General features: G+C 72.6%; 25 protein-coding genes and 1 pseudogene. 10 read left to right on the top strand and 16 right to left on the bottom strand.

Annotation, left to right across the window (positions count from 1 at the left end; genetic code table 11):
- The first annotated feature begins 10 nt into the window (after nucleotides 1-10).
- The 6 genes and pseudogenes from IF55_RS20740 to IF55_RS40720 all read left to right on the top strand — a co-directional run.
- Complete coding sequence (locus tag IF55_RS20740; RefSeq protein WP_030886221.1) at nucleotides 11-655, top strand: amino acid ABC transporter permease; 645 nt, start codon at nucleotides 11-13, stop codon at nucleotides 653-655.
- Nucleotides 652-1,713, top strand: a complete 1,062-nt coding sequence (locus IF55_RS20745; protein WP_245661275.1) for an amino acid ABC transporter permease — start codon at nucleotides 652-654, stop codon at nucleotides 1,711-1,713. Before IF55_RS20740 ends, IF55_RS20745 begins: the two co-directional genes overlap by 4 nt.
- 14 nt (nucleotides 1,714-1,727) lie before the next feature.
- On the top strand, nucleotides 1,728-2,171 hold the full coding sequence (locus tag IF55_RS20750) for an RrF2 family transcriptional regulator (RefSeq protein ID WP_030886215.1): 444 nt from the start codon (nucleotides 1,728-1,730) through the stop codon (nucleotides 2,169-2,171).
- A 73-nt stretch (nucleotides 2,172-2,244) separates the two neighbouring features.
- Nucleotides 2,245-3,435 carry a globin domain-containing protein gene (locus IF55_RS20755; protein ID WP_030886212.1) on the top strand — a complete coding sequence of 397 codons (1,191 nt, stop codon included), beginning with the start codon at nucleotides 2,245-2,247 and terminating at the stop codon, nucleotides 3,433-3,435.
- Between the two features lie 200 nt (nucleotides 3,436-3,635).
- Nucleotides 3,636-5,270 (top strand): CocE/NonD family hydrolase, encoded by a 1,635-nt coding sequence (locus tag IF55_RS20760; protein WP_078644849.1) that lies wholly within the window; start codon nucleotides 3,636-3,638, stop codon nucleotides 5,268-5,270.
- Between the two features lie 37 nt (nucleotides 5,271-5,307).
- Nucleotides 5,308-5,397: pseudogene (locus IF55_RS40720) on the top strand (helix-turn-helix domain-containing protein); the annotation flags it as partial.
- Between the two features lie 27 nt (nucleotides 5,398-5,424).
- Here IF55_RS40720 and IF55_RS20765 read toward each other — a convergent pair.
- Entirely contained in the window at nucleotides 5,425-6,477 is a 1,053-nt protein-coding gene (locus IF55_RS20765; RefSeq protein WP_030886206.1) for a S66 family peptidase, read from the bottom strand.
- A gap of 125 nt (nucleotides 6,478-6,602) precedes the next feature.
- On the opposite strand from IF55_RS20765, the gene IF55_RS20770 reads away from it, so the two are divergent.
- Nucleotides 6,603-7,208, top strand: a complete 606-nt coding sequence (locus IF55_RS20770; RefSeq protein WP_030886203.1) for a TetR/AcrR family transcriptional regulator — start codon at nucleotides 6,603-6,605, stop codon at nucleotides 7,206-7,208.
- Nucleotides 7,209-7,294: 86 nt separating this feature from the next.
- Nucleotides 7,295-8,749, top strand: coding sequence for an FAD-dependent monooxygenase (locus tag IF55_RS20775; RefSeq protein ID WP_030886200.1), 1,455 nt, complete (start codon nucleotides 7,295-7,297; stop codon nucleotides 8,747-8,749).
- A gap of 29 nt (nucleotides 8,750-8,778) precedes the next feature.
- On the opposite strand, the gene IF55_RS20780 is transcribed toward IF55_RS20775, so the two are convergent.
- Genes IF55_RS20780 through IF55_RS20795 form a run of 4 tightly spaced genes read right to left on the bottom strand, consistent with a single transcriptional unit; the run spans nucleotide 8,779 to nucleotide 12,095 of the window.
- Nucleotides 8,779-9,639, bottom strand: coding sequence for an amino acid ABC transporter permease (locus tag IF55_RS20780; RefSeq protein ID WP_030886198.1), 861 nt, complete (start codon nucleotides 9,637-9,639; stop codon nucleotides 8,779-8,781).
- On the bottom strand, nucleotides 9,636-10,280 hold the full coding sequence (locus IF55_RS20785; protein WP_030886195.1) for an amino acid ABC transporter permease: 645 nt from the start codon (nucleotides 10,278-10,280) through the stop codon (nucleotides 9,636-9,638). Before IF55_RS20785 ends, IF55_RS20780 begins: the two co-directional genes overlap by 4 nt.
- A gap of 13 nt (nucleotides 10,281-10,293) precedes the next feature.
- The gene (locus IF55_RS20790; RefSeq protein ID WP_245661277.1) at nucleotides 10,294-11,337 is read right to left on the bottom strand and encodes a glutamate ABC transporter substrate-binding protein; all 1,044 of its coding nucleotides are present in this window, start codon (nucleotides 11,335-11,337) and stop codon (nucleotides 10,294-10,296) included.
- A gap of 14 nt (nucleotides 11,338-11,351) precedes the next feature.
- Entirely contained in the window at nucleotides 11,352-12,095 is a 744-nt protein-coding gene (locus IF55_RS20795; protein WP_030886189.1) for an amino acid ABC transporter ATP-binding protein, read from the bottom strand.
- Nucleotides 12,096-12,265: 170 nt separating this feature from the next.
- Here IF55_RS20795 and IF55_RS20800 point away from each other — a divergent pair, with 170 nt between their 5' ends.
- Nucleotides 12,266-13,081 carry a GntR family transcriptional regulator gene (locus tag IF55_RS20800; protein WP_030886187.1) on the top strand — a complete coding sequence of 272 codons (816 nt, stop codon included), beginning with the start codon at nucleotides 12,266-12,268 and terminating at the stop codon, nucleotides 13,079-13,081.
- A gap of 83 nt (nucleotides 13,082-13,164) precedes the next feature.
- Here IF55_RS20800 and IF55_RS20805 read toward each other — a convergent pair whose 3' ends face one another.
- Nucleotides 13,165-13,605, bottom strand: coding sequence for a DUF6278 family protein (locus tag IF55_RS20805; RefSeq protein ID WP_030886184.1), 441 nt, complete (start codon nucleotides 13,603-13,605; stop codon nucleotides 13,165-13,167).
- Between the two features lie 236 nt (nucleotides 13,606-13,841).
- Between IF55_RS20805 and IF55_RS20810 the strand changes: the two genes are divergently transcribed.
- A complete protein-coding gene (locus IF55_RS20810) occupies nucleotides 13,842-15,668 on the top strand; it encodes an SGNH/GDSL hydrolase family protein (RefSeq protein WP_048832253.1) in 1,827 nt (608 codons plus the stop codon).
- Between the two features lie 62 nt (nucleotides 15,669-15,730).
- Here the strand turns inward: IF55_RS20810 and IF55_RS20815 are convergent, their stop codons facing one another.
- The 10 genes from IF55_RS20815 to IF55_RS20860 form a co-directional block, all read right to left on the bottom strand.
- Nucleotides 15,731-16,510, bottom strand: a complete 780-nt coding sequence (locus IF55_RS20815; RefSeq protein WP_048832254.1) for an exodeoxyribonuclease III — start codon at nucleotides 16,508-16,510, stop codon at nucleotides 15,731-15,733.
- Between the two features lie 180 nt (nucleotides 16,511-16,690).
- Entirely contained in the window at nucleotides 16,691-17,254 is a 564-nt protein-coding gene (locus tag IF55_RS20820) for an MBL fold metallo-hydrolase (protein ID WP_078644852.1), read from the bottom strand.
- 12 nt (nucleotides 17,255-17,266) lie between these two features.
- Nucleotides 17,267-18,589, bottom strand: coding sequence for a bifunctional 3-oxoadipate enol-lactonase/4-carboxymuconolactone decarboxylase PcaDC (gene pcaDC / locus IF55_RS20825; RefSeq protein WP_030886175.1), 1,323 nt, complete (start codon nucleotides 18,587-18,589; stop codon nucleotides 17,267-17,269).
- A 252-nt stretch (nucleotides 18,590-18,841) separates the two neighbouring features.
- A complete protein-coding gene (locus tag IF55_RS20830; protein ID WP_245661279.1) occupies nucleotides 18,842-19,819 on the bottom strand; it encodes an HTD2 family dehydratase in 978 nt (325 codons plus the stop codon).
- 83 nt (nucleotides 19,820-19,902) lie between these two features.
- Entirely contained in the window at nucleotides 19,903-21,054 is a 1,152-nt protein-coding gene (locus IF55_RS20835; RefSeq protein ID WP_030886169.1) for an acyl-CoA dehydrogenase family protein, read from the bottom strand.
- Nucleotides 21,055-21,214: 160 nt separating this feature from the next.
- Nucleotides 21,215-21,811, bottom strand: coding sequence for a hypothetical protein (locus IF55_RS20840; RefSeq protein ID WP_030886166.1), 597 nt, complete (start codon nucleotides 21,809-21,811; stop codon nucleotides 21,215-21,217).
- Nucleotides 21,811-22,956 (bottom strand): ROK family glucokinase, encoded by a 1,146-nt coding sequence (locus IF55_RS20845; RefSeq protein WP_030886161.1) that lies wholly within the window; start codon nucleotides 22,954-22,956, stop codon nucleotides 21,811-21,813. The genes IF55_RS20840 and IF55_RS20845 overlap by 1 nt, the downstream gene beginning before the upstream one ends.
- 229 nt (nucleotides 22,957-23,185) lie before the next feature.
- Nucleotides 23,186-24,124: an ATP-binding cassette domain-containing protein gene (locus IF55_RS20850; protein ID WP_245661280.1), complete on the bottom strand. Its 939-nt coding sequence runs from the start codon at nucleotides 24,122-24,124 to the stop codon at nucleotides 23,186-23,188.
- Nucleotides 24,121-25,182, bottom strand: a complete 1,062-nt coding sequence (locus IF55_RS20855; protein ID WP_030886154.1) for an ABC transporter permease — start codon at nucleotides 25,180-25,182, stop codon at nucleotides 24,121-24,123. Before IF55_RS20855 ends, IF55_RS20850 begins: the two co-directional genes overlap by 4 nt.
- Nucleotides 25,179-26,189 carry a sugar ABC transporter substrate-binding protein gene (locus IF55_RS20860; protein ID WP_449657823.1) on the bottom strand — a complete coding sequence of 337 codons (1,011 nt, stop codon included), beginning with the start codon at nucleotides 26,187-26,189 and terminating at the stop codon, nucleotides 25,179-25,181. Before IF55_RS20860 ends, IF55_RS20855 begins: the two co-directional genes overlap by 4 nt.
- Between the last annotated feature and the right edge of the window lie 228 nt (nucleotides 26,190-26,417).

The raw sequence follows: 26,417 nt of genomic DNA on the forward strand, positions 1-26,417 counted from the left end.
GAGGACGGCCGTGAACGTCGTCGCCGACCACTTCGGGGAGATCCTGACCGGGTTCGGACGCACCGTCCTGCTCACCCTCGTCAGCTTCGCCGCCGCCCTCGTCCTCGGCGGCCTGCTCGGCCTGTGCCGGGTGGCGCCGCTGGGCGTACTGCGCTCGCTCGCCGCCTGCTACGTGCACACGGTGCGCAACCTGCCGCTGCTGCTGGTCGTGGTGGTGACGGTGTTCGTGCTCCCGCAGCTCGGTCTCACGCTGTCGCTGAACACCTCCGTGACCGTGGGGCTGGCCGCCTACATCGCCAGTTACGTCTGCGAGATCCTGCGCTCCGGCATGGAGACCGTGCCGGCCGGCCAGGTCGAGGCGGCCCGCGCCGTGGGCCTGACCACCTTCCAGTGCCTGCGGCTGGTCGTCCTCCCGCAGGCGCTGCGCTCGATGGTGCAGCCGCTGGGCAACATGTTCATCGCCACCGCGCTGGGCACCGCGGTCGGCTCGGTCGCGGGCGTCAACGAACTGTCCGGCGTCATCCGGCAGCTCAACGTGCAGTACGTCGAACCGCTCGCGCTGTTCGCGTCCGCGACGGTCCTCTACGTCGCCCTGACCCTCGCGGGCGGTCTGATCACCGGCCGCCTGGAGCGCCGGCTGAGGATCCACCGATGAGCGGCACGGCACGGCAGGGCGCCGGCGAGGCCGCCCGGAGTACGGAAGAGAGCACAGCAGCCATGACGCAGACCCGGCCGCGGCCCCAGCCTGCGGACCCCGCCCCCACCGCCCTGGACGCCGCGCCGAGCGGGCGGAACGCCCCGGCGCGGCGCGCCCCGCGCCCGGGACCCCGAGCGGGCCGCAGGCCGCTCGGCGGTGCGGCGGGCGTGCTCTTCGAGCCGCCCGGGGCGCGCGGCCGGCGGCAGCGGCGGCTCGGCTCCGTGGCGGCGGCGGCCCTGATCGCGGCGTTCGCGGCCGTCGTCATGCTCCAACTGGGCCGGCACGGCCAGTTGGACTGGGCCCGGTGGCAGCCGCTGACCCAGGCGTCGATCCAGCGGTTCCTGTTCAGCGCGCTGGGCGACACCCTGCTGGCGGGCGTGGTGTCCATCGCCATCGGGCTGCCGCTGGGCGCGGTGATGGGCCTGCTGCGGCTCTCCCGGCGGCGGCTCGTGTCGGTGCCGGCAGGTGCGGTGGTGGAGCTGCTGCGCTCGCTGCCGCTGCTGTTCGTCGTGTACTTCTTCCTGCTCGGGCTGCCGTCCCTGGGGCTGCGGATGCCGCCGTTCTGGCAGCTCGTCATCCCCATCGTGCTGCACGGCGTGGGCAACTTCGCCGAGATCTTCCGGGCCGGGGTGCTCGCGCTGCCGCGCGGCCAGAGCGAGGCGGGGTACGCGATCGGGCTGCGGCACGGGCAGGTCATGCGGCTCATCGTGCTGCCCCAGGCCGTACGGGCGCTGCTGCCGACCATCATCGGGCAGGCCGTGCGCGCCCTGAAGGACACCACGCTGGGCTATGTGGTCAGCTACCCCGAGCTGATGCACCAGGGCAATGTGCTGGGCTCGTTCCTGGAGAACGACTTCCTCCAGGTGTACTTCGAGGTCGCGGTCATCTTCATCGCGCTGAACTGGCTGCTGTCCAAGCTGGCCGAGTGGGTGGAGACCCGGACCGGGCGCACGCCGCGGCCGGTCCGGCCCCGGCCGAATACCGCCCCCCAAATAGGAGTCCCAAAAACCAATTAGCTAGGCTACGGAACGTGCGACTGACCAAGAGCACCGACATCGCCCTGCGCATCGCCATGCGCCTGGCGGTGGCGGGCGACACCGAGGCCCCGACCACCCGCGAGGTGGCCGGGGCCGTCGGGGTGCCGTACACGCACGCCGCGAAGGTGGTCAGCCGGCTGCAGCACCTCGGGGTCGTCGAGGCCCGCCGGGGGCGGGGCGGCGGCCTCACCCTCACGCTCGGCGGCCGCACGGGCTCGGTGGGCGGCCTCGTCCGCGAGCTGGAAGGCGTCTCGGACGTCGTCGGCTGCGAGGACGATCCACCCTGTCCGCTGCGCGCGGCCTGCCGGCTGCGCGCGGAGCTGCGCCGGGCGCAGGAGGCGTTCTTCGCCTCGCTCGACCCGCTCACCATCCAGGATCTGGTCGCCGAGCCGACCGGTCCGGTCCTGCTCAGCCTGAGTCCGCGCCCCGGCGGCTGATCGCCGCGCTCCGGGCCGCGGCCCTTCCGCACAACTCAAAATACGAATTCAAAATGCAAGTTTGGAGCCGCTGATGTTGTCATCCACGTCGGCCGAGACCGTCCGCGCCACCCTGCCCGCGGTCGGGGGCGCCATCGAAGAGATCACCCCGCTCTTCTACGACAAGCTGTTCGCCGCCCACCCCGAGCTGCTGCGCGACCTCTTCAACCGCGGCAACCAGGCCAACGGCGCCCAGCGCCAGGCCCTCGCGGGCGCGTTCGCCGCCTTCGCGACCTCCCTGGTCACCCACCCCGAGACCCGGCCCGACGCGCTGCTCTCGCGCATCGCGCACAAGCACGCCTCGCTCGGCGTCACCGCCGAGCAGTACCCGATCGTGCGCCGGTACCTCTTCGAGGCCATCGCCGAGATACTCGGCGACGCCGTCACCGACGAGGTCGTGGCGGCCTGGGACGAGGTGTACTGGCTGATGGCGAACGCCCTGATCAGCATCGAGGCCAAGCTGTACGCGGAGGCCGGCGCCCCGGACGGCGACACCTGGCGGCGCTACCGGGTCGCCGCCCGGATCGGGGAGACGGACGACGTCGCGACCTATGTCGTACGGCCCGTCGACGGCGACCCCGCGCCCGCCGCGCGCCCCGGCCAGTACGTCTCCGTCCAGGTGCGGCTCCCCGACGGGGCGCGGCAGATCCGCCAGTACAGCCTCTCGGGCGACCCCGAGGGCGGGCTCCAGTTCTCGGTCAAGCGGGCCGCCGGCTCGCCGGAGGGCGAGGTCTCCAACTACCTCCACGACCGCGTCGGGGTGGGCGAGACGCTGCTGATCAGCGCCCCCTTCGGCGATGTCGTCCTGGCCGACGGCGACTCCCCCGTGCTGCTCGCCTCCGCGGGCATCGGCTGCACGCCGATGATCGGCATGCTCACCCACCTCGCCGCCATGGGCGCCACGCGCCGCGTGCTCGTCGCGCACGCCGACCACAGCGAGCGGACCCACGCCTTCCGCGACGAGTTGAGCCGCCTCACCGCGCTGCTGCCCGCCGCCACCGCGGACGTCTGGTACGAGGCCCCCGAGGGCGAGTGGCCCGCGGACCGCACGGGCCTGGCCGATCTCGGCACGCTCGACATCCCCGCCGGTACCGTCGCGTACCTCTGCGGACCCCTGCCCTTCCTGCGCGCGGCCCGTACCCAACTGCTGGCCGCCGGGGTGCGTCCCGCCGATGTCCACTACGAGGTGTTCGGGCCGGACTTGTGGCTCGGCGGGGACGAGTGAAGGGTTCGGGCAGGAGATGAGCGGGGGGCGTACGAGCGGGGGTACGGGAGGAGAGGGGGCGGGGACTCGCCCGCCGTATCACCCGCTCACCACCGAGCGTTACCAGTCCGTGACGCACTGATGGGTTACCTCCAGTAAACAACTCTGGTTACTCTCCAGTCACTTCGGCATTCCCCAGCCAGCGAAGTCTGGAGCGGCTCATGGCGTCCCCACGCGTCCCCCACCCCCGGCACCCCTCACCCGCCCCCCTCCCCCCGCGCTCCCCCCCCGTGGCCCCCCCCCCGCAGTCCCCGCGCCCGGCAACCCCGGCCCAACGCGCCGCCGCACCGGCCGCGTCACCTGTCACGGCGTCCGCCGCCTCGCCTGCCGCCTCGCGCCTGAAGTTCTACGACATCCCCGGCTCGGGCGGCATCACCCTCAAGGGAAACGTCTTCACACCGGCCGGCGCCCCCGCCGACGCCGCTCGGCGCTACCCGCTGATCGTGCTGCCCACGAGCTGGGGCATGCCGCAGGTCGAATACCTCGCCCAGGCCCAGAAGCTCGCCGACGACGGTTACGTGGTGGTCAGTTACACCTCCCGCGGCTTCTGGCTCTCCGGCGGCCAGATCGAGACCGCCGGGGCGCCGGATGTCGCGGACTCCTCGAAGGTCATCGACTGGGCGCTGGCCCACACCCCCGCCGACCCCGACCGGATCGGCATGGCGGGCATCTCGTACGGGGCGGGCATCGGCCTGCTGTCCGCGGGGTTCGACAAGCGGGTCAAGGCCGTCGTCGCGATGAGCGGCTGGGCCGATCTGATCGACGCGATCTACAGCGGGCGCACCCAGCACCAGCAGGCCGCGGCGCTGCTCGGCGGCGCGGGCGCGCTCACCGGCCGGCCCAGCGCCGAACTCGCGGAAATACTGAAGAACTTCCTGGGCTCCCGGCTCGACAAGGAACCCGAGATGATCGAGTGGGGCCGCAAGCGCTCCCCCGCCAGCTATCTCGACAAGATCAACGCCAATGGCGCGGCCATCATGCTCGGCAACGCGTGGGGCGACACGATCTTCCCGCCCAATCAGTACGCGGAGTGCTACGAGCGGCTGACCGGGCCCAAGCGCCTCGAACTGCGCCCCGGCGACCACGCCACCGCCGAGCTCACGGGCCTGCTCGGGCTGCCCAACGACACCTGGAACAACGCCCACCGCTGGTTCGACCACTACCTCAAGGGCGCGGCCAACGGCGTCGACCGCGAGCAGCCCGTACAGCTCAAGTCCCGTTCCTCGAATGGCTACGAGGGGTACCCGAGCTGGGCGGCCGTCGGGCGGAAGCGGATCGACCTGCCGCTGTCCGGCGACCGGACCATCGCCACCAACGTCGACTCGGGCGCCGACGCCGGGGTCGTACTGCTGACCAACGCCCTCGACCAGTTCCTCAAGACGCCGCCGGTGGTCTCGGTGCCGCTGCTGCCGCGCTCGGTGGCCGCCGTATGGCAGTCCGAGCCGTACGCGACCGAGCGCCGGGTGCGCGGCACGGTGACCCTGCACACCACGCTGACCAGCGACAAAGAGAGCGGTACGGCCGTCGCCTACCTCTACGACGTGGGCCCGCTGGGCGTCGGCCAACTGGTCACCAACGCGCCGTACACCTTCCACGGCAAGACGCCGGGAACGCCGTTCGGCGTCGATCTGGAGCTGTTCTCCACCGCGTACGACGTGCCGGCCGGCCACCGCCTCGCGCTCGTCGTCGACACCGTCGACCCCCTGTACATCTCCCACAACCCGCCCGGCGCGAAGCTCACCTTCTCCTCGCCGAAGGACGACCCGTCGAGGCTGTCCATCCCGCTCCGCGACTGAGGGCTCTGGCCCCCGCGTCGGCTTCCGTACGGCCCTCGGCCTCACCCGCGCCGAACTGGCGGAGCGCACCGGCATCACGCCGAGCACCATCTCCCGGCTCGAACGCGGCCACATCACGGACGCGTGAGCCCGTTCCCCCGGAACGGCCTCCCGCTCAGTACGTGACCGTGATCCGGCGGGCCGGGCCGTCGACGCGGATGTGGCCGCCGACGGGGATGACGAGTTGCGGGTCGGTGTGGCCGAGGTCGACGTCGAAGACGATCATGGTGTCGGGCGCGTACTCGTCGCATGCTCGCAGGACGGCCTCGCGCTGGTCGCGGCGGAAGCGCACCCTCTCCTCGGCGTCGAGGGGCTTCTCGAACGACCAGCTCTTGGCGCGGCCCATCAGGAGGGCGGGGAACTGCCGGAGCAGGCCGCGTTCGCCCATGTTCCGCAGGATGCGGTAGACCTCCGGGGCGGGCGGCATCTCTTCCGATGTCTCCAGGAAGAGGACGTTGCCGGCGTACGCCGCGGCCGGAAGCATCTCGCGGTCGGCCATCAGCAGCCAGGAGATGATCTCCAGGTTGCCGCCCCAGCTCGGCCCCTCGACCAGCCGGTCGCCGTTGTGCCAGGTCCAGCCGTCGGCGGGTTCCAACGCGGGTTCGGAGTCGAAGGTGCGGGGGTCCTCCCAGGGGCGGTTGACGTCTCCGGACGCGTTCGCCGGGGCGAGCTCGTACGGGCCGGAGGTGAAGAGCGCCGCCCGGAGGGAGTCCGCGGTCAGTGGGTGCATGGCGCCGGGGCGTCCCCATTCGAGCATCACCGAGCCGCCGTGGTAGCCGACGATCCCCGAGTTCCGCAGGTACAGCAGCAGGTTGGTGTTGTCGCTGTAGCCGAAGAACGGCTTGGGGTTGGCGCGGATCAGGTCGCGGTCGAGGTGGCGCAGGACGGTGAGCTGGTCGTCGCCGCCGACGCTGGTGATCACCGCCTTGATGGCGGGGTCGGCGAAGGCGGCGTGGAGGTCCGCGGCGCGCTCCTCGGGCGTCGCGCCCATCTTCCGCGTCGTCGGGTACTCCACCGGCTTCAGCCCGAAGTCCTCCCGCAGTCTGCGCAGCCCGAGTTCGTAGGGCTGGGGGAAGGCGCCGGGCAGGCCGGCCGCGGGGGACACCACCGCGACCTGGTCTCCGGGGCGGGGCTTCGGAGGATAGAGGGGATAGAGAGGGTCCGTCATCCGGTGATGATAGGAGCCGCCGGGGGCGGTGCCGTAGCGAATATCGCACGGTCCGCGACGGAGGGAAGCAAAACTTGCGCACCACGCAACTTTGCGCGGCGCGCAAGTTTTGCTACGGTCGTGCCATGGGGCTGCGAGAGCGGAAGAAAGCCGAGACACGTGCCGCGCTGAGCTGGGCGGCGCTGCGGCTCGTCGTGGAGCGCGGGCTCGATGATGTGAAGGTCGAGGACATCGCGGAGGCTGCGGGGGTCTCGCCGCGTACGTTCAACAACTACTACTCCAGCAAGGGCGAGGCGATCGTCGCCCGCCACCTCGACCGGTGCCTCGGCGTCGCGGAGGCGCTGCGCGAGGGCCCGGCGGAGCCGTTGTGGGAGGCGATCCCCCGGGCCGTGCTCCCTCGGTTCGCGCCGGACGCCGAGTCGGCCGCCCACCCCGTTCCCGACGCCGCCACGTGGACGGCGGGCGTACGCACGATGCTCGCCGAACCGGCGCTCCAGGGCGAGATGCTGCGGGCCGGCGCCATCGCCGAGGCCGAGATCGCCGCCGCCGTCGCCGACCGTACGGGCACGGACCTGGCGAACGACCTGTACCCGCACCTCGTCGCGGCCGCGGTCGTCGCCGCGATCAACACCGCCATGGCCCACTACCTGCGCACCGACCCGCCCGTGCCGGTGCGCCGCCTGCTCGCGGACGCGCTCGCCAGGATTGCGGCGGGACTGCCCACCCCCTAGCCGCCCAGAGTGAAGGAACAGCCCGGCGGGCCGCTGGGCCGGCCTTCTCTGCCCGGATTTTCCCTGCCCGGAAAAGGAGTTCGACCATGATCGATGTCGTCATCGCGGGCGCCGGCCCCAACGGCCTGATGCTCGCCTGCGAACTCGCCCTGGCCGGCGCGCGCCCCCTCGTCCTGGAGCGCCTGCCCGAACCCGTCGACGAACAGCGCGCGAACGGCCTGGTCGGCCAGGTGATCCCGATGCTCGACCGGCGCGGCCTGTACGAGCGGCTGACCGAGCCCGGGGCCGTACCCGAGCCGTCGCCCGCCTTCGTCTTCGGCGCGTTCCCGCTCGACCTGCACGACCTGCCCGCCAACTCGCTGCACACCCTGCTGATGCCGCAGCGCTTCATCGAGGCCATGCTCGCCGACCGCGCCGCCGAGCTGGGCGTCGAGGTCCGCCGCGGCCACGAGGTCATCGGCCTGACGCAGGACGAGCGGTCCGTACGGATCGGCATACGGGACCGCGAGCCGGTCGAGGCGGCGTTCCTGGTGGGGGCCGACGGCGGGCACAGCGCCGTCCGCAAGCTCGCGGGCATCGGCTTCCCCGGCGTGACCACGGACGACTCGGTGTCGTACACCGGCCATGTGAGCGTCGACCCGGAGCTGATCGACGCCGACGGCGGTCTGACCGTGCCCGGCTTCGGCGTCGTACCGCCGTTCCAGCATCTGCGCACCGAACGCGGCCTGTTCACCTGGGCGCCGTTCCCGGACGACGACCCGAAGATCAGCACGGTGGAGTGGGGCCGGCCGGCCGAGGGCGAGGCGTCGTTCGAGGAACTGCGGGCCGGGGCCCGCCGCGTGCTCGGCGCGGACGTGCCGGTCGCTCCGCCGACGGGTACGGGCCCCCGCCTGCTCCGGCGGCTCTTCGGCGGCAACACGAGGATCGCGGAACGGTACCGCGCGGGCCGCGTGTTCCTGCTCGGCGACGCCGCGCACGTGCACTCGGCGATCGGCGGCCCGGGGCTCAACATGGGGCTCCAGGACGCGGTGAACCTCGGCTGGAAGCTGGCGGCGGCGGTGCGCGGCCAGGCGCCCGAGGGGCTGCTGGACACGTACGAGTCGGAGCGGGCGCCGGTGGCGCGGCGGGTGGCCATGCACACGCAGGCGCAGTCGCTGCTCACCCGGCCGGGCGCCGATGTCACCGCGCTGCGCGAGCTGTTCGGCGAACTGCTCGCCGAGCCCGCCACCCGGCAGCACCTCGCGGACCTGCTGTCCGGCGCGGACATCCGGTACGACATGGGGCCGGCGACCGGGCCGCTCGTCGGCCGGTGGGCGCCGGACGTGCCGGGACTGCGCGAGCTGACGCGTACGGCCCGCCCGCTGCTCCTGGACCCGACCGGCGCGCTCGACGCGGGCCCGTGGGCCGCGCGGGTCGACACCGTGACCGTGCCGGAACTCGACACCGCGCTCCTGCTGCGGCCGGACTGCTACGTCGCCTGGCAGGGCACCACGGACGAGGGCCTGCACGCGGCGCTGGGCGCCTGGTTCGGAACGGCCTGACCTGCGGTCCGTACGGGAGCGCGGGCTCGCTACTGCTGCTTGGAGCCCGGCAGCAGCGTGCCCGGCTCGGCGGCGTTCACCTCCACCCCCTCGGTCTTGAGGCTGCGCCGCTCCCGCTTGGCGACCCAGTTGGCGAACCACGACAGCAGCATGCACATCCCGATGTAGATCGGCGAGATCACCATGACGACGGGGATGAACGGCAGGTCGTAGTCGAGGTTGGAGGCGATCAGCTTGCCCGCGTGGAGGAATTCCTCATAGGTGATGAGGTAGCCGAGGGAGGTGTCCTTGAGGGCCACCACGAGCTGACTGATGATCGTCGGCAGCATCGCCCGTACCGCCTGCGGCACCAGGACGTGCGACATGACCTGGGTCTTGCGCAGCCCGAGCGCGTACGCCGCCTCGCGCTGGCCGCGGTCGACGGAGATGACGCCGGTACGGAACACCTCGGCGAGCACCGAACCGTTGTAGAGCGTCAGGCCGGTGATCAGGGCGGGCAGCGGCTGCACCTGGAGCGCCACGAAGACGAAGAAGATCATCACGAGGACGGGCATCGCGCGGAAGAACTCCACCAGCAGGGTCGCCGTCCAGCGCACCGGCCGGTGCTCCGAGAGCCGCCCCGCGGCGAGCACGGCGGCGAGCGCCAGCGCGAGGACGGCGGAGAACGCGAAGGCCTTCAGCGTGTTGCCGAGGCCGCGCAGCAGCATCTCCTGGATGCCCTGGTACGCGAACGGCGTCCATTTGCGGGCCGTGAACTGCTCGGTGTCGAAGAGGAGGTAGAGGGCCCAGCCGACCAGGGCGAGGATCGCGGCCGTCGCCAGCAGCCCGTAGATCCGGTGGCGGCGCCGGGTCCGCGGGCCCGGCACGTCGTACAGCACGGTGTCGCTCATCGGGCCACTCCCCAGCGCTTCTCCAGCACGTTGAAGAGCGCGCTGATGGTCAGGGTCACGATCAGATAGCCGACGGCGATCCAGACGAAGGACCAGATGATGCTGTAGCCCAGCTCGTTGAGGGTCTTGTAGGTGCCCAGGAGTTCGGTGACGCTGAACGATCCGGCGATCGCCGAGTTCTTGGCGAGGGCGATCAGCGTCGAGCCGATCGGCGGGATGACGGAGCGGAACGCCTGCGGCAGCACCACGCCGCCGAGCGTCTGCCCGAAGGTCATGCCGAGGCTGCGGGCCGCCTCGCCCTGCCCGACCGGCACCGTGTTGATGCCGGAGCGCACCGCCTCGCAGATGAAGGCGGAGGTGTAGCAGCCGAGCGCGAGGACGGCGAAGAGCTGGAACGGCAGCACCAGCCCGAACCTCGGCAGCCCCAGCAGCACCGCGAAGAACAGCAGCGTCAGGGGGGTGTTGCGCAGTACGGCCACCCATACGGTCCCGAACGCGCGCAGCGAGCCGACCGGCGCGACGCGGAAGGAGGCCATCACGAAGCCGAGCGCGAGCGCGAGGAGCGAGGCGTAGACGGTGAGTTCGACGGTGCCGAGCAGGCCCCTGCCGTACAGGGAGAAGTTTTCGGTGAGTACGTCCATGGCGGTCCTTGCCTCAGCTCGCCGGGTAGCGGTCGACGGCGGGCGGCTTGGGGGCGGGGACCCCGGACAGGCCGAGGGTCGCGTCGTACGCCTTCTTCCAGTCGCCGTTCTTCTCGTGCGCCTCGATGGCGTCGTCGAGCGCGAGGCGCAGCGCCTTGTCGCCGCGCGGGACGCCGATGCCGTACGGCTCCTTCGAGAAGGGCTTGCCCGCGAGCTTCAGCTCGTCGGGCACCTTGGCCGCGTAGCCCATCAGGATGCTGTCGTCCGTGGTGACGGCGTCCACCTGATAGGTGAGCAGGTTGTCGACGCAGATCGAGTACGTGTCGTACGCGACGGCCTTGGCCTTGGGGTAGTCGGCCTGCAGCCGCTGGAGCGGGGTCGATCCCGCGGCCGAGCAGACCTTCCGGCCGTCGAGGTCGCGGGGGCCGTGGATGTCCTTCTCGTCGGTCCGTACGAGCAGCCCCTGGCCGGCCATGTAGTACGGGCCGGCGAACCCGACCTGCCGTTTGCGCAGGGCGTTCACGGTGTAGGTGCCGACGTAGTAGTCGATCTGGCCGTTCTGGAGCGCGGTCTCGCGGTTGGCGGAGGCGATGGTCGTGAACCGGACCGTCTTGGGGTCGAAGCCCAGGGAGGCCGACATCATCTTGGCGATCTCGACGTCGAAGCCGGAGTAGCGGCCGCTGGCGGGGTCCTTCTCCCCTAGATAGGGCTGGTCCTCCTTGGCGCCGACGACGAGGTGGCCGCGGCCGCGGGCGCGCTTCCAGGTGGGGGAATCGGGCAGCCGGAAGCCGTGGGCCGTCTGGTAGACGGGCAGCGCGCCCGGCGGCGGGCCCTTGACCGGCGGGCTGCCGGACTTGCCGCAGGCCGCGGCGGCGAGGGCGAGCCCGGTGAGGGCGAGGGCCGCCGCGGCCCGGCGGACGGTGCGGCGGTTCGTGCCGAGGGGGTCCGTACGGCGGGGGTCCGTACGGCGGGGGTCCGTACGGCGCGGGTTCGTACGGCGCGGGTTCATACGGCGGCGGGCCAGGCGCCGGTTCGTACGGCGGGGGTTCAGGCTCATGTCCGCTCCCCCGCTCAGTGCTTGAGGATCTTGGACAGGAAGTCCTTGGCGCGGTCGCTCTCCGGCGCGGTGAAGAACTCCTCCGGCGCGCGGTCCTCGACGATGCTGCCGTCGGCCATGAACACGACCCGGTTGGCGGCCGAGCGGGCGAACCCCATCTCGTGGGTGACGACGACCATCGTCATGCCGTCGCGGGCGAGTTGCCGCATCACCTCCAGCACCTCATTGATCATCTCGGGGTCGAGCGCGGAGGTCGGCTCGTCGAAGAGGAGCGCCTTGGGGTCCATCGCGAGCGCGCGGGCGATCGCGACGCGCTGCTGCTGACCGCCGGAGAGCTGGGCCGGGTACTTCCCGGCGTGCGCGGCGAGCCCGACGCGTTCCAGGAGTTCGCGCGAGCGCGCCTCGGCCTGCTCCTTCTTGCGGCCCCGGACCTTGATCTGGGCGAGGGAGACGTTCTCCAGCACGCTCTTGTGGGCGAAGAGGTTGAAGGACTGGAAGACCATGCCCACCTCGGCGCGGAGCCGCGCGAGGCTCTTGCCCTCCTCGGGCAGCGGCCTGCCGTCGAGGAGGATGGTGCCGGAGTCGACGGGCTCCAGGCGGTTGACGGTGCGGCACAAGGTCGACTTGCCCGAGCCCGACGGGCCGATGACGACCACCACCTCGCCGCGGCCGACGGTGAGGTTGATGTCCCGCAGGACGTGCAACGAGCCGAAGTGCTTGTTCACATCACGCAGCTCGATCAAGGGATCGACGGCCATACCCAGCTCTACCCACTCTCAGCCGTGTCGCGGTCAACGCAAACTATCCACCCCAATACGGGGCTTCCCGGACGACACGCACATGGCGGGGATTAACCGACTTTTGACCTAGGTACGCAGAGCCGGCCTGGGTACCTAGCCTGGGGGCACTTCGTGCGAAAGGACCCCAGGTGTGTGACCTCAGGCCCGTCTACCAACGCATCGCCGACGACCTCCGGCAGCGGATCGACGAAGGCACCCTGACCGTCGGCGACCGCATCCCCTCCCGCTCCGAGCTCAAGCGCGCGTACGACGCGAGCGACCAGACCGTGGACCGCGCGGTGCGCGTCCTCAAAGCCGCCGGGTACGCGGAAGGGCAGTTCGGGCGCGGCGTGTTCGTCAGCGACCGGGCGCCGCTGGGCGCCCTGCTGCGCTCCACGGGGGCCGTCGACTCCCCCTTCGCCACCGTGATCCGGGGGTACGACCCGGCGCGCGAGCGCGACGCCGACACCTGCCCGTCGCTCGACCGGACCTCTCCCCAGAGCGCCTCGGACACCGCGCTGACCTGGGAGGCCACCTCCACCGAGATGGCCGCGCCGGACCGGATCGCCGCCCGGCTGGGGCTGGCTCCGGACGCCGGGGTGATCTGCACCCAGTACGAGTACCTCGCCAACCGGCGCCCCGTGCAGCTCGCCACGAGCTGGGAGCCGCTGTCGGTCACCGAGGGCACGGACGTGGCCCATCCCGAGCGCGGTCCGTACGCGCGGCGCGGGGTGCGCGGGCGGCTGGCGGCCATCGGGATCAGGGTCGTACGGGCGCAGGACCTGGTCGGTTCGCGGCCGGCCACGAGCCGGGAGGCGGAGACGCTGGGCTGCGCGGTGGGGCAGTGCGTGACCGTGGTCGAGCGCACGCACTTCGACTCCGACGACCGGGCCGTGGAGACCGCCGACATCGTGGTGCGGGCGGACCGGTGGCGGCTGGAGTACTCGATCCCGTTCGTCAGCTAGCGCCCCGCCCGGCAGGCTGTGCCCCGTCGCACCGCCGGTCACGGCACCGGTGGAGGCGGGCCGCGCGCGCTCCGGGCCGCCCGTCAGCTCTCCGCGATCTCCGCGTAGAGCTGGGAGAGTTCCGGCGCGCCGTCGGCCGCCCAGCCCTGGCCCGCGTCGACCACGTCGACCTCGCGGCCGTTGCCGAGCAGGACGACGGGCTGGCCGTCCGGGCGGAGGTGCCAGCCGGCGCCGGGGACCGTGCGGACGACGACCGTGCCCAGATACAGGCCGGCGTCGTTGCCGAGCCACGGCAGCAGCTCCGGGTCCTCGCGCCAGCGCGGCTGAAGTTGGTCCAGCGCCGTGAGGGACGCGGCCGAGTCGTCCAGCGTCACCCCCGCCGACTGGGCCTGGGCGCGCAGCAGTTCGCACTCCGAGAGCAGTTCGGCGATGCCTTCCGGATCCATGTCGAGCGCCTCGGCCGGCGTCATCCCGTGCTCCGGCCCGTGCCGCTTGCGCCACTTGTCCAAGAAGGGAATGTTCATACCGCACAGGTTCCCATCCGCGCGGACGACCTCACCACAGGCGCGCGGCACACCCTCTTGGCCCATTGGGCCTCCTTGACGCCACCCGAACGCCTCCTTAGCTTCATCCCGCCGGAGCAGGGTCCCCCACTGGGGCCACTGGAGCGCCCCGGCTTCACCACCGGCTCAGGACCGGCGCCCGACGGGCCGAACCGTACGGGCCCGAGCGCGCCGACGGGACACGGGAGGCAGCACACATGCTCGTACACACGTTCCTTGGAGCGCGCGGCGGGAACGGCCGGCACAGACCCGCGGCCGCGGCCGGGCTCGTCGCGACGGGCGCCGCCCTGGCCCTGGCCGTCACGGCCGCGCCCGCCCTCGCCGTCCAGCGCCCCGCCGAGCCGCTCCCCTTGGAGCGGCTCTTCGACAATACGGCCGTCAGCGACGACGCCCGGCCCGGCGCGGCCGACTTCGACGGCGCCGGCAACTCGCTCTCCGCCCAGGACCTGGCCGCCGCGGGCTGGACGCCGGGGCGCGCCCTCGGCTTCGACGGGGCCCGGCTGCGGCTGCCGCGGGCCGCCCCCGGCGCGCCGGACAATGTGCGCGCCGACGGGCAGCGCGTGCGGCTGGCCGGGCGCGGCGACGCCGTCTCCTTCCTCGTCGCCGGTACGGGCGGCACGGCGGGCGGCGACGGGACGGTGCGCTACCGGGACGGCTCACGGGGCGCGTACACGCTGACCGCCCCGGACTGGCGGACCGGCCCGCTCGCGACGAAGGCGGTCGCGCTGCCGCACCTCAACTCGCCCGCCGGGCAGCGCGCCGAGAAGACCCGGCTGTTCGTGGTGACGGTGCCGGTGGCGCGCGGCCGGGAGATCGACTCCGTGGTGCTGCCGCGGACCGGCGCGGCGGCGGCCCTGCACGTGTTCGCGGTGGCGGTACGGGCCGAGCCCCGCGGCTGGACGGGGAGCTGGGCGGCGGCCTCGTCCGGGTACACCGCGGTCGGGCCGTGGCGGGACCGGACGCTGCGGCTCGTCGTGCACACCAGCGCGGGCGGCCCGCGGGCCCGTATCCGGCTGGCCAACACCTTCGCGGGGCGGCCGCTGGCGATCGGGCACGCGAGCGTGGCGCTCCAGGCGAGCGGCGCGACGGCGGCCGGGCGGCCCGTTCCGCTGCGGTTCGGCGGCCGGCCGGGAGCCACCGTCCCGGCGGGCGCCGAGCAGTTCAGCGACCCGGTGGGATTCCGGGTGCCCGCCGGGGCGAATCTGCTGGTGAGCGTCCACCTGCCGGGCACGGTCGACGCGCTCCCGGTGCACGGCCTGGCGCTCCAGCGCTCGTATCTGAGCGCCGACGACAGCGGGGACCGTACGGGCGAGCGCGCCGGCGGCTCGTACGGGCAGTCGCTCACCACGTGGCCGCTGCTGACCGGGGTGGACGTCGGGGGCGGGCCGGGCTCGGTGGTGGCGCTCGGCGACTCGATCACCGACGGGGCCAACTCGACGCCCGACGCCAACCGGCGCTGGCCCGACCTGCTGTGGCGGCGGCTCGCGGCGCAGCACGCGGTGCCCAGGCTCGGCGTGCTCAACGAGGCCATCTCGGGGAACCGCGTGGTGACCGACCGCTATCCGGGCGACGGCGTGTCCACGATCACCAGCGGGGTGAGCGCGCAGCACCGCCTCGACCGCGATGTGCTGGCCCAGACCTCGGCCCGTACGGTCCTCGTCTTCGAGGGCGTCAACGACGTGCGCGCGGGCACCTCGGCCGACGAGGTCGTCACGGGGCTGCGGGCCGTCACGGCGCGGGCGCACGCGCGGGGGCTGCGCGTGGTGATGGCCACCATCGCGCCGTGCGCGGGCGAGAGGTACTGCCCGCCCTCGGCGAACACGCAGCGCGAGAAGGTCAACGCCTTCATCCGCTCGGGCGCGGGCCGCTTCGACGCCGTGCTGGACTTCGACGCCGTACTGCGCGACCCGGCCCGGCCCGAGCGCATCCTGCCCGCCTACGACAGCGGCGACCATCTGCACCCCAACGACGCGGGGATGCGGGCCTTCGCCGACGCGATCGAACTGCGGGACCTGGTGGGCTGAGCGGGCCGGGCGGGCGCGGTGAACGGCCGGGTGGTGTACGGCCGGGCAGGCTCGGCGCAGTCCTATACGTCGAGGTCGACGACGACGGGGGCGTGGTCCGAGGCGCCCTTGCCCTTGCGCTCCTCCCGGTCGACGTAGGAGTCGGAGACGGCCTTGGCGAAGCCGCCGTTGCCGTAGACGAGGTCGATGCGCATGCCCTTGTTCTTCGGGAAGCCGAGGCCGCGGTAGTCCCAGTAGGTGTACGGGCGGTCGTACTTGAGCGGGCGGGGCACCACGTCGGACAGGCCGGTGTCGCGGAGGGCGGCGAGCGCCGAGCGCTCCTTGGGGGTGACGTGCGTCGCGCCCTCGAAGAGGGCCGGGTCCCAGACGTCGTCGTCGGTGGGCGCCACGTTGAAGTCGCCGAGGACGGCGAAGGGCCGCTGCCCCGCCGCGTCGTCCGCGACCGCCGTCTTCAGCGCGTCGAGCCAGCGGAGCTTGTACGCGTAGTGGGCGTGGTCGACCTCGCGGCCGTTGGGCACGTAGACCGACCAGACGCGGGCGGGGCCGCAGGTGGCCGCGACGGCGCGGGGCTCCCGCACGCCGTCGTACTCCGGGCCGCCGGGCAGTCCGACGACCACGTCGTCGAGGCCGACCTTGGAGAGCAGGGCCACGCCGTTCCATCTGCCGGTCGCGTTGACGGCGGCCTCGTAGCCGATCTCGCGCAGCGCGTCGAAGGGGAACTGCTCCTCGGTGCACTTGGTCTCCTGGACGCACAGCACATCCGTGCCGCTGCTCTCCAGCCAGGCCAGCAGCCGGGGCAACCGGGCGGTGATCGAGTTGACGTTCCATGTGGCGATGCGCATGTCCGTAAACCTACCGCCCGGGTCCGACAGTCACCGTCCGGCGGTGCCGGTCCCGGTCTCCGCCCAGGTCGCAGCCGGGGCCCTGCCGCTCAGAGCCTGTGTCATATCCCTGGTCGGATCAGCGCACGGCGTCTGGTGCGTGCGATCGCAAGGCGCCGGAAGGTCCTCGTAGCGGAGCTACTAGGGCACGGGCCGGGCGAGCCCGGTGAGCAGCGCGTCGTGGACGTCGAGGGCGCGCCGGGGCCCGATCTCGCGGACGTAGTCGATGATCTCGCCGACCTTGTTCCAGGGGGCCATCACCGGGACCAGCAGGGTGTCGACGGGCCGCCCGGGGAGGGTCAGCGCGTCGCCGGGGTGGAAGACGGAGCCGTCCACCAGATAGCCGACGTTGGTGATGCGCGGGATGTCGGGGTGGATGACGGCGTGCATCTGCCCGTGCACCTGGACGTCGAAGCCGGCGGCGGTGAAGGCGTCGCCCTCGCCGACGGTGTGGACGCGGCCGGGGAAGGCCGCGGAGATCTGCTCGGCGACGCTGCGCAGCGTCCAGATCTCGGCGGCCGGATTGGCGTCCAGGGCGGCCCGGAGCCGGCCCTCGTCGAAGTGGTCCGGGTGTTCGTGGGTGATCAGCACGGCGTCCGCGCCGACGGCGGCGTCCTGCTCGCTGAAGCCGCCGGGGTCGATGACGAGGGTCCGGCCGTCCTTCTCCAGCCGGACGCAGGCATGGCTGTGCTTCGTGAGGTTCATGCCTCCATCCTGCTACGCGTGCGGGCTGGTCTCCTCCCGGATCACGCGCTGCGCCACGGCGAACGCGGAGTTCGCGGTCGGCACCCCGCAGTAGACGGCGGTCTGCAGCAGCACTTCCTTGATCTCCTCGGGGGTGAGCCCGTTGCGGAGCGCGGCGCGGGTGTGGAAGGCCAGTTCGTCGAAGTGGCCGCGGGCGGTCAGCGCCGTGAGGGTGATCACGCTGCGGGTGTGCCGGTCGAGTCCGGGGCGGTTCCAGACCTCGCCCCAGGCGTAGCGGGTGATGAAGTCCTGGAAGTCGCCGGTGAAGGCGTCCTTGGCCGCCTCGGCGCGGTCCACGTGGGCGTCGCCGAGCACCTCGCGCCGTACCTTCATGCCCGCTTCGTACGCGGCCGCGGCGGTGCCGCCGGTCGCGACGGGCTGCTCGGCGGAGGCGGCGATGGCGGCGACCGGGCCGGTGACCACGGTGGGCGCCGTCGTGGGCGGCGGCGGGGGCGTGAGCTGCGGCTTGGGCACGGGCGGGGTGATCGCGTGCGGGCCGGTCTGCTCGTAGCCGCTCTGCCAGGAGGTGGTGAAGTGGCGGACCAGCAGGTCGGTGACGGCGGCGGGCTGCTCGACGGGGGCCAGGTGCGAGGTGCCGGGGACCAGGGCGAGCCGGGCGTCGGGTATCCCGGCGACCAGGACGCGGGCGTCGGCGGGCGGGCTGACCTGGTCCTCGGCGCCGACGAGCACCAGGGTCGGCACGCCGACGCGGCCGAGCTCCGCGCGGATGTCGAAGGCGGCCAGGGCCTCGCAGGCGGCGATGTAGCAGCCGGGGTCGGTGGTACGGACCATCTGTACGGCCCACTCCACGATGGCGGGCTGGGCGGCGGCGAAGCCGGGGGTGAACCAGCGCTCCGGCGAGGAGCGGGCGATCGGGTCGAGCCCGTTCGTACGGACGACGACGCCGCGCTGCCGCCAGGAGTCGGCGGTCCCGAACCGGGCGGAGGACGCGACGAGGGCCAGCGAGGCGAGCCGGTGCGGGTGGCGCAGGGCGAGGTCGGCGCCGATCGCCCCGCCGATCGAGCAGCCGACGTAGCCGAATCTGTCGATGCCGAGCTGGTCGAGGGTGACCAGCAGCCGGTCGGTGAGGTCGCCGATGGCGGTGGCGGGGTGCGCGGGCGCGCCGCCGTGGCCGGGCAGGTCGAAGCGGAGGACGCGCCAGTGGCGGGTCAGCTCCGGGATCTGCCGATCCCACATGTGCCACGTCGTCCCGAGGGAGGGGCCCATGACCAGGACCGGGGCCTGCTCCGGCCCGTCACACCGGTATTGCAGGGCTTCAGTCGTCGTCTCGCTCACGCTCCGCACGCTCTCATCTCTCATCAATCTGTCACAACAGCCGGGCCGGATCGCCCGCCGCACCGCCTCCGGGTGCGACGCCGCCCGGGCCGGACGCGCAGGTCATTCCGTATGCACGGTGGGACGGCAGCCGCGGACTGTCCGGTTCCGGTGCGGACCGCCGACCGGTCGCCCCGACAGGAGTGGTCATGGTAGCCGTGCCCTCCGCGGCCGCCCGGAGGCGCGTGCGTACGGGCCCCGGCGGAGCGGCCGTCACCGTCGCGGAGCGCGCAGCGTGCCGGTCGCGGTCCGCCGCCCGTAACGGTCGCGGACCGCGGTGACGGTCTCCGCCTCCTCGCCCGGGACCGCGCTGACGACCATGCCCTGGTCGTCGAAGAGCGGGGCGGTCAGCCGGTAGTCGAACGAGGCCCGGCCGGCGAGGCCGCCGGCGCGCGCCTTCTCGGCCATGGCGAGGGCCTGGAGCGGGCCGTGCGTGAGCAGGCCCGGATACCCCTCGACGTCCCGGCAGTAGTCGTGGTCGTAGTGGATGCGGTGCGCGTTGCGGGTCAGCGCCGAGAACAGGAACAGCAGGACGGGCGAGACCTCGATGTCCCATTCGTCCGGCCCGGCCGGCACGGGCGCGCCGGGCTCCGCTGCCGCGCCGGGCTCCGCTGCTCCAGCGGGCTCCCCTGCCGCGCCGGGCTCCGCGGCCGTAGCGGGCTGCGTGCGTTCGGCCGGTGCCGGCCGGTACACGATGTCCTGCTCCTCGTCGACGACCACCTCGCCGCGCTGTTCGATCCGGTGCCCGACCACCACGAACCGCAGCGGCCCGGAGCGGCCCCGCTTCTCCTGCACCGAGCGCACTTCCGTACGGCGGACCGCCTCCTCGCCGCAGCGCAGCGCGCCCCGCAGATGGACGCGCCCGCCGGCCCACATGCGCCGGTACCCGGGCCCGGGGTGCGCGGGTACCGCCCCACGGGCCCGGTGCCCGTCGGGAGCGAGGTCGGCCAGGGCCGGGCGGTCCAGCAGATACAGCCAGTGCCACAGCAGCGGCAGCCCCTCCCCCGCCTCCAGGTCGGGCACCTCGACGCCGAGCAGCGCGCCCAGTTCCCGCGCGGGGCCGGGCAGGATGACCTCCCGGTGCTCTTGGCTCGTACGGCGCTCTTCGCCCACATGCGAACCGGACTCGTCGCCCGGCGCGGGGGCGGATTCGCCCTCCCCCTCGGCCATGTCCGGGAACGGATGCGACACGACAGCTCCTTTCGACTTTTTCCGCACATGCGGTGACGCCCCCTCGGACGCGGGGCGCTCCGCCGACCACGGTGACGCCCCCCTCAGACGCGGTGGCGCTGGATCAGTTGGCGGGCGATGACGTTGCGCTGGATCTCGTTGGTGCCCTCCCCGACGATCATGAGCGGGGCGTCCCGGAAGTAGCGCTCGACGTCGAACTCCGTCGAGTAGCCGTAACCCCCGTGGATGCGGACGGCGTTGAGGGCGACCTCCATCGCCGTCTCCGAGGCGAACAGCTTGGCCATCCCGGCCTCCATGTCGGCCCGTTCGCCGGAGTCGTAGCGGCGCGCGGCGTAGCGTACGAGCTGCCGGGCGGCCTCCAGCTTGGTGGCCATGTCCGCCAGGTAGTTGCCGATCGACTGGTGCTGCCAGATCGGCTGTCCGAAGCTCTCGCGCTCCTGGGCGTAGCGCAGCGCGTCCTCCAGCGCCGCCCGGCCGACGCCGAGCGCGCGGCACGCGACCTGGATGCGGCCGATCTCCAGGCCGCGCATCATCTGCGCGAACCCGCGGCCCTCCCGCCCGCCGAGCAGCGCGCCCGCCGGGACCCGGAGGCCGTCGAAGGACAGCTCGCAGCTCTCGACGCCCTTGTAGCCGAGTTTCGGCAGGTCGCGGGAGATGTGCAGGCCGGGGCCCGGCTCGACCAGCAGGATGCTCATCCCCCGGTGGGCCGGGGCCGCGGCGGGGTCCGTCTTGCACAGCAGGGCGATGAGCCGGGAGCGGCGGGCGTTGGTGATCCAGGTCTTCGAGCCGTCCACGACGTACTGCTCGCCGTCGCGGCGGGCGACCGTGCGGATGGCCTGGAGGTCCGAGCCGCCGCCGGGCTCGGTCAGCGCCATGGCCGCCCGTATCTCGCCGGTCGCCATCCGGGGCAGGTAGGCGTCCCGCTGCTCCGGGGTGCCGAACTCGGTGAGCAGCTTGGCGACGACGGTGTGGCCGCCCATGGCACCGGCCAGGCTCATCCAGCCGCGGGCCAGCTCCTCGGTCACGGCGGCGTAGCACTGCGCCGAGACCGCCGTCTCCCCCCAGGGCTCGGGGATCGCGAGGCCGAAGACGCCCATCGCCTTCATCTGCTCGATGAGCCGCTCGGGGTAGGTGTTGGTGTGGTCGAGTTCCCGCGCGACCGGCCGCACCTCACGGTCGACGAACTCGCCCACCAGCGAGACGATCGCGCTCTCCTCTTCGGTGAGCCCGTCCATGGTGTTCTCCGCTCCGCGGGCGTCTCCCCGCCGTCTCGGAAGGCTCCGGTCCCGTCATCATCATGGATCATGTTCCGCCGACGGGAGGAGAAACCTTTCGTCAAGGAGGCGGGGGCACGGCGGCGGGGGGCGTACGGCACTCGCGCCGGCCCCCACCGGTTCACGGCGCGCTGGTGGAGACGGTGAACACCCTCGGGTGCTCCGGGTCGTCCAGGTTCGCCGTGATCTGGAGCGTGGGGAGCGGCTTCTTCTGCGTGTGCACGGTGCCGGTCCAGTGGTGGTCGCCCTCGAACTTCCAGCCGACCTCGTCGGCCTGGTCGTCGTCGATGGTGACCTCGCCGGCCTCCAGCTCGTCCGGCCCGCTGCCGACCTTGTTCAGGAACCTCTCGAAGCCCTCGGCGGAGGTCGTGAACTGGAGGTAGAGCGAGCTGTGCTTCCAGGAGTTGGTCTCATAGCTGGCCACGTCCGCGGAGTACGGCGGGATCCACACGCCGTAGACGCGGCGCTGGAGCCGGGAGGGCCAGCCCTCCTCCAGGCCCTTCCTGGCCGCCTGCTCCTGCTTGGCGTCGCCGCCGCCGCGGCTCTGCATCGCCGAGATGTAGAGGTAGCCCGCCGGGATCGTGATCAGCAGGAAGACGATGAGGGGCTTGAGCCAGCGGCGCCGCGGGCGCCGGCCGGGGCCCGCGGGGCCGCCGGTGGAGCCGCCCGCCGCGTCGTGCGGGGGGTCGGGCGCGGCGGTGCGGTCGGCTGCGATCATCAGCGGCCCGCCTGTCCGCGCGGCGCGAGCCGCACCGTGACCCCGGCGCGTTCGTAGCGCTCCACGCGGCGGCGGTTGGCGCGCCGGAAGCGGCGGGCGACGAGCCGGGCCAGGTCGGCGGCGCCCACCATGCCCGCCTCGGGGCCGAGCTGCGCCTTGACGATACGGGCCTCCGGCCGGTAGCCGCGGCCGGTGAGGTGGCGGCGGAAGGCGTCCCGGGCCGGGCCGATCAGCAGGTCGTCGGCGGCGCTGACGCCGCCGCCGATGACGAAGCAGGAGGGGTCGAGGGCGGCGGCGAGGTTGGCGATGCCGACGCCGAGCCACTGGCCGATGTCCTGGAGCAGTTCGACGCACATGGCGTCGCCCTCGCGGGCCAGCTCGGTGATGAGCGGCCCGGTGATCTCGGGGACGTGGCCGCCGACGCGCTCGATGATGGTGTGGGCGACCGGGGAGTCGGCGGCGGCCAGCTCGCGGGCCTCGCGGACCAGGGCGTTGCCGGAGCTGTACTGCTCCCAGCAGCCGCGGTTGCCGCACGGGCAGCGGTGGCCGCCCGGGACGACCTGCATATGGCCGAACTCGCCGGCGACCCCGTACTTGCCGCGCTTGACCTGGCCGTCCTCCAGGATCGCGCCGCCGATGCCGGTACCGAGCGTGATCATGACGAGGTGGTCCTCGCCGCGGCCGGCGCCGAACCGCCATTCGGCCCAGGCGGCGGTGTTGGCGTCGTTGTCGACCATGACGGGGACCGCGAGGCGGCCCGCGAGGCGGTCGCGCAGCGGCTCGTCGCGCCAGGAGAGGTGGGGGGCGAACAGGACGCGGGAGCGGTGCGCGTCGACCCAGCCGGCCGCCCCGATGCCGACGGCGTGCACGTCGTGCCGGTCGGAGAGGTCCAGGACCAGCTCCGTGATGGTGTCCTCGACGACCTTGGGGCTCTTGGACTTGTCGGGGGTCTCGGTGCGGACCTGCTCCAGGATGTTGCCGTCCGCGTCGACGACCCCGGCCATCACCTTGGTGCCGCCGATGTCGATGCCGACGGTGGGCACCCGGGGCGCGGTCAGGTGCGAGCGCCGCTCGCGGGTTCCCACGGTCTTGAGGACGGTCGCCCGGGCCGAGCCCCGGTGCACCCGTTCGCGGTACATGCTCATCGCCTGGCCCCTTCGCGTACGGCGCGGGGTGCGCGCCCGGTGCGGGCCGCGGGTACGGCACGGACTGCCCATACCGCGCGGCCGGTGCGTTCGCCTGGGGTGCGTGGTCGCACGAGTCGTCGTCCCTGCGGGTGTCTCGGGAGGCGCGTCGCCTCGGTCCTGCGGTCGGGCGCGGCGGGCTCGGCCCGCCGTCGCCGATTGTGCCTCACCCGTGGTGCGCGGCGCGCCCTCAGTCCCGCGGGCGGTCCGCCGCGGGGGCGCCCGAGGGCCCCTCGCCGCCCTTGTCGGCCGCTTCCCCGGAGGGCTTCCCGGCCGCGCCCGTCCCTTCGGTCACCTCGTCGGCCAGGCCCTCGTCCGGCTCCTCCACCGCGCGCCCGCCGATGACGTCCGGGCCCGGCGCCCGCGCCAGTTCGTGGCTGAGCTGCTCCAGCTCGCTGCCGCCCGCCATCTGCCGGGTCAGCTCGTCCAGAGCGATCTCGGACTTGGCGTGGCTGCCGGCCATCGCCCCGCGCTTGAGCAGCACGAACCGGTCGCCGACGAGGTAGGCGTGGTGCGGGTTGTGCGTGATGAGGACCACGCCGAGACCGGCGTCGCGGGCGGCGGCGACGTACTTGAGGACCACCCCGGACTGCTTGACGCCGAGCGCCGCGGTGGGCTCGTCGAGTACGAGCACCTTGGCGCCGAAGTAGACGGCGCGGGCGATGGCCACGCACTGCCGCTCGCCGCCGGAGAGCGTGCCGATCGGCTGGTCGACGTCGCGCAGGTCGATGCCCATGCGCAGCAGCTCGGCGCGGGTCGTCTCGCGCATCCGCCGGACGTCGAGCCGCTTGAAGGGTCCGGCGCCCTTGGTGGGCTCGGAGCCGAGGAAGAAGTTCCGCCAGACCGGCATCAGGGGGACGACGGCGAGGTCCTGGTAGACGGTGGCGATGCCGCGGTCCAGGGCCTCGCGCGGGGAGCCGAGGGCGGCCGGTTCGCCCTCGATCTCGAAGGTGCCGGCGTCGTGCCGGTGCAGCCCCGCGATGATCTTGATGAGGGTGGACTTGCCGGCCCCGTTGTCGCCGAGCACGCAGGTGATCTCGCCCGCGTGGACCTCCAGGGAGACCCCTTCCAGGGCCCGGATGTTCCCGTAGAACTTGCTGACGTCGGTCAGCTCGACGAGGGCCGTCACTTGCTCGCCTCCGCGCGCTTGCGGACCCACGCGTTGAGCAGGGTCGCCAGGAGGAGCATCCCTCCGAGGAAGAACTTGAACCAGTCCGGGTTCCACTGCGCGTACACGATGCCCTTGCTGGTCATGCCGAAGATGAACGCGCCGACCGCGGAGCCGATGGCCGAGCCGTAGCCGCCGGTCATCAGGCAGCCGCCGATGACGGCCGCGATGATGTAGAGGAACTCGTTGCCGACGCCCTCGCCGGACTGCACCACGTCGTAGGAGAAGAGCAGGTGCTGGCCGGAGATCCAGGCGGCGAAGGCGACCGCCATATACAGGCCGATCTTGGTGCGGTTGACGGGGACGCCGACCGCGCGGGCCGCGTCCGCGCCGCCGCCCACCGCGAAGATCCAGTTGCCGACGCGGGTGCGCAGCAGCACCCAGGTGGCCAGGGCCACCAGGGCGAGCCACCACACGATGGTGACCTGGAGGTCGACGTCGCCCAGCGAGAGGTGCGAGGCGAAGAGGGCGCGGGCCGAGGAGAAGCCCTCCATGTCGCCGATGGTCTTGGTGGAGACCGTGCCGCTGATCAGCTTGGTGAACCCCAGATTGAGGCCCGTGAGCATCAGGAAGGTGCCGAGCGTGATGATGAAGCTGGGCAGCTTGGTGCGGGTGAGCATGAAGCCGTTGAAGAAGCCGATGGCGAGGGTGACCAGCAGGGACACCCCGACGCCGACCCAGACATTCGCCGTCATCTGGTAGCTGAACATCGACGAGACCAGCGCCGACGAGGTGACCATCACGCCCGTCGACAGGTCGAACTCGCCGCCGATCATCAGCAGCGCCACCGGCACCGCCATGATGCCGATCGTCGAGGACGCGTACAGCACGGTGCTCAGGCTGGACGCCCGCAGGAAGGTGTCGGCGACGAACGCGAAGAAGACGAAGACGGCGATCGCGCCGACGACCGAGCCCAGCTCGGGGCGGCCCATCAGGCGGCGCACCAGTGAGCGGTGCACCAGCCTCTCGTCTCTGCCGCCCTCCGCGGCCTGCGGCGTGCCGGTCGACGGGGCGCTCATCGGGTCCCCCGCTTCGTGTACTTCTCCAGGTCGGCCGCGTCGTCCTTGGTGATGATCTGGGGGCCGGTGAGGACCGGCTTGCCGCCGCCGAGCACGTCGGCGTTGTACTTGTAGAGCCACAGCACGTCGACGGCCTCGTACCCCTGGAGGTAGGGCTGCTGGTCGACGGCGAAGCCGAGGGAGCCGTCCGCGAGGGACCGGGCGACCTTGGCGTTGAGGTCGAAGGTGTCGATCTCGGCCTTGCTGCCGGCCTGCTCGGCGGCCTTGGCGGCGGTGGGCGCGAAGGGCGCGCCGAGGGTGACGACGGCGTCGATGTCCTTGTCGGACTGGAGCTTGGCCTCGATGGACGCCTGGACGTCGGGCATGTTGGTGCCGTCGACGTAGAGGTTGGCGAGGTCGCCCTTGAACGTCTTCTTCGCGCCCGCGCAGCGCTGCTCGTGGCCGACGTTGCCCTGCTCGTGCAGGACGCAGACGGCCTTCTTCTTGCCGCGCTCGTTCAGCTCCTCGCCGACCGCCTCGCCGGCGATCGTCTCGTCCTGGCCGATGTGCGTCAGCGCCCCGAACCGCTTGGACTCCTCGGAGCCGGAGTTCACGGTGATCACGGGGATGCCGGCCTTCTCGGCCTTGGCCACGACGTCCTTGAGCGCGTCGGGCTTGGCGAGGGTGACGATCAGCCCGTCGACCTTCTGGTCGATGGCGGCCTGCACGAGCTGGGCCTGCTGGTTCGCCTCTTTGTTGTGCGAGTAGAGGAACTTGATGTTGTCCTTGGCGGCGGCCTGCTTGGCGCCGTTCTGCACGATGTCCCAGAAGGTGTCGCCGTCGCCCGAGTGGGTGACCATCGCGAAGGTCCAGCGCGGCGTGTCCACGGCGGCCCGTCCCTGGGCGGCCTTCGCGGCCCGCTCCTCCGCCCGCTTGCCGCCCGTAGCGCTGCACCCTGCCAGGGTCGCGCCGAGCACCGCTGCCAGCACGGCGCTGCACGCACGTACCCCTGTCCGAACCCTTGCCACGAGGACTTGCCCTTCTCACTGTCTGTCACGGTGCGGCCGGGCCCGTAGAGGATCGGGCCCGGCCGCACAAGTATCCGTTACCACTGCTCGCCGGGGCCCCAGCGGGTCCTGCGGGTGTTCTAACGGCGCGCGGAGCGCCGCGTCAAGACTTTGTCAGAACATTCTGACCGCCGCGATGTACGAGTTCGGGTACGGCTACGGGCGCGGGCCGGCGCGCTCACGGCCGTA

Source organism: Streptomyces varsoviensis, from assembly GCF_000718635.1.
GTDB classification, from domain to species: domain Bacteria; phylum Actinomycetota; class Actinomycetes; order Streptomycetales; family Streptomycetaceae; genus Streptomyces; species Streptomyces varsoviensis.

Excerpts from the sequence above, each read along its gene's own strand:
- IF55_RS20775 (WP_030886200.1), top strand. The coding sequence starts at position 7,295 with ATGATCGATGTCGTCATCGCGGGCGCCGGCCCCAACGGCCTGATGCTC.
- IF55_RS20765 (WP_030886206.1), bottom strand. The coding sequence starts at position 6,477 with ATGACGGACCCTCTCTATCCCCTCTATCCTCCGAAGCCCCGCCCCGGA.
- IF55_RS20785 (WP_030886195.1), bottom strand. The coding sequence starts at position 10,280 with ATGGACGTACTCACCGAAAACTTCTCCCTGTACGGCAGGGGCCTGCTC.
- IF55_RS20815 (WP_048832254.1), bottom strand. The coding sequence starts at position 16,510 with ATGCGCATCGCCACATGGAACGTCAACTCGATCACCGCCCGGTTGCCC.
- IF55_RS20845 (WP_030886161.1), bottom strand. The coding sequence starts at position 22,956 with ATGAGCATGTACCGCGAACGGGTGCACCGGGGCTCGGCCCGGGCGACC.
- IF55_RS20840 (WP_030886166.1), bottom strand. The coding sequence starts at position 21,811 with ATGATCGCAGCCGACCGCACCGCCGCGCCCGACCCCCCGCACGACGCG.
- IF55_RS20755 (WP_030886212.1), top strand. The coding sequence starts at position 2,245 with ATGTTGTCATCCACGTCGGCCGAGACCGTCCGCGCCACCCTGCCCGCG.
- IF55_RS20790 (WP_245661277.1), bottom strand. The coding sequence starts at position 11,337 with ATGAGCCTGAACCCCCGCCGTACGAACCGGCGCCTGGCCCGCCGCCGT.
- IF55_RS20835 (WP_030886169.1), bottom strand. The coding sequence starts at position 21,054 with ATGGACGGGCTCACCGAAGAGGAGAGCGCGATCGTCTCGCTGGTGGGC.
- IF55_RS20780 (WP_030886198.1), bottom strand. The coding sequence starts at position 9,639 with ATGAGCGACACCGTGCTGTACGACGTGCCGGGCCCGCGGACCCGGCGC.
- IF55_RS20805 (WP_030886184.1), bottom strand. The coding sequence starts at position 13,605 with ATGAACATTCCCTTCTTGGACAAGTGGCGCAAGCGGCACGGGCCGGAG.
- IF55_RS20760 (WP_078644849.1), top strand. The coding sequence starts at position 3,636 with ATGGCGTCCCCACGCGTCCCCCACCCCCGGCACCCCTCACCCGCCCCC.
- IF55_RS20745 (WP_245661275.1), top strand. The coding sequence starts at position 652 with ATGAGCGGCACGGCACGGCAGGGCGCCGGCGAGGCCGCCCGGAGTACG.
- IF55_RS20855 (WP_030886154.1), bottom strand. The coding sequence starts at position 25,182 with ATGAGCGCCCCGTCGACCGGCACGCCGCAGGCCGCGGAGGGCGGCAGA.
- IF55_RS20770 (WP_030886203.1), top strand. The coding sequence starts at position 6,603 with ATGGGGCTGCGAGAGCGGAAGAAAGCCGAGACACGTGCCGCGCTGAGC.
- IF55_RS20810 (WP_048832253.1), top strand. The coding sequence starts at position 13,842 with ATGCTCGTACACACGTTCCTTGGAGCGCGCGGCGGGAACGGCCGGCAC.
- IF55_RS20795 (WP_030886189.1), bottom strand. The coding sequence starts at position 12,095 with ATGGCCGTCGATCCCTTGATCGAGCTGCGTGATGTGAACAAGCACTTC.
- IF55_RS20820 (WP_078644852.1), bottom strand. The coding sequence starts at position 17,254 with ATGAACCTCACGAAGCACAGCCATGCCTGCGTCCGGCTGGAGAAGGAC.